Origin of the sequence: Streptomyces sp. UH6 (assembly GCF_013421635.1) — a bacterium.
GTDB classification, from domain to species: Bacteria; Actinomycetota; Actinomycetes; order Streptomycetales; family Streptomycetaceae; genus Streptomyces; species Streptomyces abyssomicinicus.
Genome location: NZ_JACADT010000557.1, coordinates 1 through 3,757, shown reverse-complemented (window position 1 = coordinate 3,757; position 3,757 = coordinate 1). Strand labels below are relative to the sequence as shown.

At 75.0% G+C, this 3,757-nt stretch carries 5 protein-coding genes; 2 read left to right on the top strand and 3 right to left on the bottom strand.

Annotated elements, in window-relative coordinates:
• The 3 genes from HW445_RS21940 to HW445_RS21930 all read right to left on the bottom strand — a co-directional run.
• Window positions 1-684: aromatic acid exporter family protein (locus tag HW445_RS21940; protein WP_180222690.1), on the bottom strand; the 684-nt coding region annotated here is incomplete at its 3' end.
• A gap of 57 nt (window positions 685-741) precedes the next feature.
• On the bottom strand, window positions 742-1,398 hold the full coding sequence (locus HW445_RS21935; RefSeq protein WP_180222689.1) for an HAD family hydrolase: 657 nt from the start codon (window positions 1,396-1,398) through the stop codon (window positions 742-744).
• A 73-nt stretch (window positions 1,399-1,471) separates the two neighbouring features.
• Window positions 1,472-2,500, bottom strand: a complete 1,029-nt coding sequence (locus tag HW445_RS21930) for a PHP domain-containing protein (RefSeq protein ID WP_180222688.1) — start codon at window positions 2,498-2,500, stop codon at window positions 1,472-1,474.
• A 134-nt stretch (window positions 2,501-2,634) separates the two neighbouring features.
• Between HW445_RS21930 and HW445_RS21925 the strand changes: the two genes are divergently transcribed.
• Together HW445_RS21925 and HW445_RS21920 are read left to right on the top strand one after the other, a co-directional pair.
• Entirely contained in the window at window positions 2,635-3,435 is an 801-nt protein-coding gene (locus HW445_RS21925) for an SDR family oxidoreductase (RefSeq protein ID WP_180222687.1), read from the top strand.
• 20 nt (window positions 3,436-3,455) lie between these two features.
• Window positions 3,456-3,698 (top strand): hypothetical protein, encoded by a 243-nt coding sequence (locus HW445_RS21920; protein WP_151774027.1) that lies wholly within the window; start codon window positions 3,456-3,458, stop codon window positions 3,696-3,698.
• Window positions 3,699-3,757 lie beyond the last annotated feature (59 nt).

Genomic DNA, 3,757 nt, shown 5'->3' with positions numbered 1-3,757 from the left:
GCCCTCAAGCCGTCGCTCCAGACGATCGGTGGCCCGCGACCAGCGGGACGCCGCGGCGTCGTCCCACTCGGCGTCGGGAAGCTCCTCGGCCACCTGCCGCAGCACCGCCCCCGCCTCCCGGGCCAGACCCGCCAGGTTGTCCCGCACGTCACGCAGGTGGACCGGCGGCAGCACCAGCGCGTTGACGGCCACCCCGATCGCCGCCCCCAGCACGGCCTGCCCCACCCGGTGGCCCACCGCGTCCGCCCCCACCGTGCCGGTGGCCAGCGTGAAGATCGCCGTGGTCGCCGCGTAGCCGCCCTGGTCGCCGAAGCGCGACCACTGGGCCAGCAGCATCAACGGCGGCAGGCACACCGCCATGGCCGCCAGCTCGTCCCCGGTCAGCGCCTGCGCGCCACTGGCCAGCAGCGTCCCCGCACAGATCGCCGCGCACTGCTGCGCCGCCCTCAGCAGCGACCCGTACACGGTGGCCTGCACCAGCACCACGGCCGCCCAGGGCGCCATCAGCGCCATCGGGTCGTCCAGCCACAGCCGGGCCACCGCCCAGGCCAGCAGCGCCGCCGCGGACGCCTTGAAGGACTGGACCAGCAGATCACGTTCCCGCCCGGACCCGCGCACCGCGCCTCGGGCCGTCGCGCCGACGGCCCGCAGTTCCCGGCCGATCGCCTCCGTCGCACGGTTCATCCGGCACGGGTTGCCGGAGACCGTCCCGGTAACCGCACCGCACGGGGCCGCCCGGCCTCAGGCCAGCGGGCTCTCCTCCAGCGCCCGCAGCAGATGCGCCGGGTCGGCGTAGACGGCGCTCGCCCCCGCCTCCTCCAGGTCCGCACGCGGAATCCCGCCGCACAGCACCGCCACCGCGGTGACGCCCGCACGGGTCGCCGCCTTCATGTCCCAGACCGTGTCCCCGACGAACACCGCCCGCTCGGCGGGCACCCCCGCCAGCTCGAGGGCGTGCTCCACCGGTTCGGGGGCGGGCTTGCCCCGGTCCACGTCGTCCGCGCTCGCCGTCGCGGTGATCGCCTCGTCGGCGTCCAGCGCCCGGCGCAGCGCGCTCAGTTCCGCGCCGCCCGCGGAGGTGGCCAGCACCACCCGGCGGCCGGCGCCGTGCAGCCGCTTCAGCAGGTCGCCCGCGCCGGGCAGCGGGTCCAGCCGGTCGAAGTACTGGCCGTACAAGGTCTTGTGCGCCGAGCTGAGGGCGTCGTCCTGCTCCTCGTCCCGGTCCTCGCCCAGCACCCGCGCGATCAGGTCCATGCCGGGCAGGCCCACCGCGCGGTGCACGCTGTGCATCGGCACCCGGTGCCCTGCCTGGCGGAACGCCTCCCACCAGGTGACGGCGTGCAGATGATTGGTGTCCACCAGGGTTCCGTCGACGTCGAACACCACCGCGCGCTCCATGCCCGTCCCGCCTCTCGCTCACTGCCCGCCGGCCTCCGGCGGACCCTCGTCGGGTACCACCGCCACCGCCCCTTCAGACGCCCGCCGGGACCACTCCGTCCCTGCTCCACGCGAGGAGCCGCTCCAGCGGCCAGGTGGTCACCACCCGCTCCGGGGGCACCTGGCACTCCTCGGCCCGGGCACAGCCGTACGTCTGCCACTCCAGCTGGCCCGGTGCGTGGGCGTCCGTGTCGACCGAGAACAGCACGCCCGCCCCCACGGCCCGGCTCAGCAGCCCGCGCGGCGGGTCCAGCCGCTCCGGACGGCTGTTGATCTCCAGGGCCGTGCCCGACTCCGCGCACGCCGCGAACACGGCGTCCGCGTCGAACTCCGACTCGGGACGGCCCCGCCCGGTCACCAGCCGTCCCGTGCAGTGGCCCAGCACGTCGGCGTGCGGGTCGCGGACGGCGGCCACCATCCGGCGGGTCATCGACCTGCTGTCCATCCGGAGCTTGGAGTGGACCGAGACGACCACCACGTCCAGCCGCTCCAGCAGCTCCGGTTCCTGGTCCAGGGAGCCGTCCTCGAGGATGTCGCACTCGATCCCGGTCAGCAGCCGGAACGGCGCCCAGGTCCCGTTGAGCCGGTCCACCACGTCCAACTGCTCCCGCAGCCGCTCCGGGGAGAGCCCGCGGGCGACGGTCAGACGCGGCGAGTGGTCGGTCAGCGCCGCCCACTCGTGGCCGAGCCCCGCGGCGGCGCGGCCCATCTCCTCGATCGGACTGCCCCCGTCCGACCAGTCCGAGTGCAGGTGGCAGTCGCCTCGCAGCAGCGACCGCAGGTGCTCCCCGCCGGCGGTGAGCGGCTCGCCGCCCTTGTCCTCGAGCTTCGCCAGGTATCCGGGGACCTCACCGGCCAGTGCCTCCCCGGCCACCTGGGCGGTCCTGGGGCCGACGCCCTTCAGGGACTCCAGGGAACCGTTGTCCGCCCGCTCCCGCAGCTCGGCCGCGTCGAGCCCGGCCAGCACCCGGGCGGCCGTCCGGAAGGCGCGCACCCGGTAGGTCGGCTCCCGGGACCGCTCCAGCAGGTAGGCGATCCGCTCCAGCGCGACGACGGGATCCATTCCGTGCCTCCGATCCGCGATCGGCGTCCCCGGCGCGACGGGCGCCGGTCCGCGCCCGGTTTGCCCGCCGGGCGCCCGGGTACTGCGACGGACCGAGTACCCACCCGGACCGCCGTTCGCGCAGGAGGCGCCGCATGCCCGAGACCGCACCGCCCGTCGCCGTCGTCACCGGCTCCGACTCCGGCATCGGCCGGGCCGTGGCGGTCCGGCTGGCCGAGCAGGGCATGGACGTCGGCATCACCTGGCACACCGACCGCGAGGGGGCCGAACGCACCGCGGAGGAAGTGCGCTCCAAGGGCCGCCGCGCCGAGATCGCCCAGGTCGACCTCACCCGGCTGCCGGAGGCCGCCGACACGGTGGACGCACTCTGCGAGCGGCTGGGCCGCGTCGACGTCCTGGTCAACAACGCGGGCACCGGCACCTCGACCCTGTTCCTGGAACTGGGCCTCGACGACCTGCGGCACGTCCTGGACGTCAACCTGGCGGGCCCCTTCCTCTGCTCGCAGCGCGCCGCCCGGCGCATGGTCGAACAGGGCGGGGGCGGGCGCATCGTGAACATCACCTCGGTGCACGAGCACCAGCCGAAGGTGGGCGCGGCCCCGTACTGCGCGGCCAAGGGCGGACTGGGGCTGCTGACGCAGGTGATGGCGCTGGAACTCGCCGAGCACGGCATCACGGTGAACTCGGTGGCGCCCGGCGAGATCTCCACCCCGATGACCGGCCAGGAGGACGCCGACCCGGACACCCGGCGTCGCCCGGGCGTACCCCTGGGCCGCCCGGGCGACGCCCGGGAGGTCGCCGCCGTCGTCGCCTTCCTGGCCGGGCCCGAGTCCTCCTACGTCACCGGAGCCTCCTGGGTCGTCGACGGCGGGATGACGCGGATGGGACCGATGGCCGGGGCGTCCCTGGAACGGGACGACTGGCGGCGTCCCTGAGCCGAACTACTCTCGGAGCCATGACGGAAATCTCGAGCCCTCGCGTCGCCCGGTCCCGGATCACCGTGCTCGGGGTCCAGCCGGACAGCCGGCCCTTCCGGATCGTGGAGATCGACGGCGACTACGTCGGTACGGCGAGGTCCGTCACCGACGTCCTGCAGATCGCCGCCGCCTACGGCATCGTGGTGCACGACCTCGACGACCCGGACGTCGTGCGCTGGGTGGGCGGCGACAAGTTCACCTGGGGCCCGGGCCCGCACTAGGAACCGTCCGGCGGCCCGTCGGGGGACCCGTCCCGTGACCCGTCGGGCGGTCCTGGAGG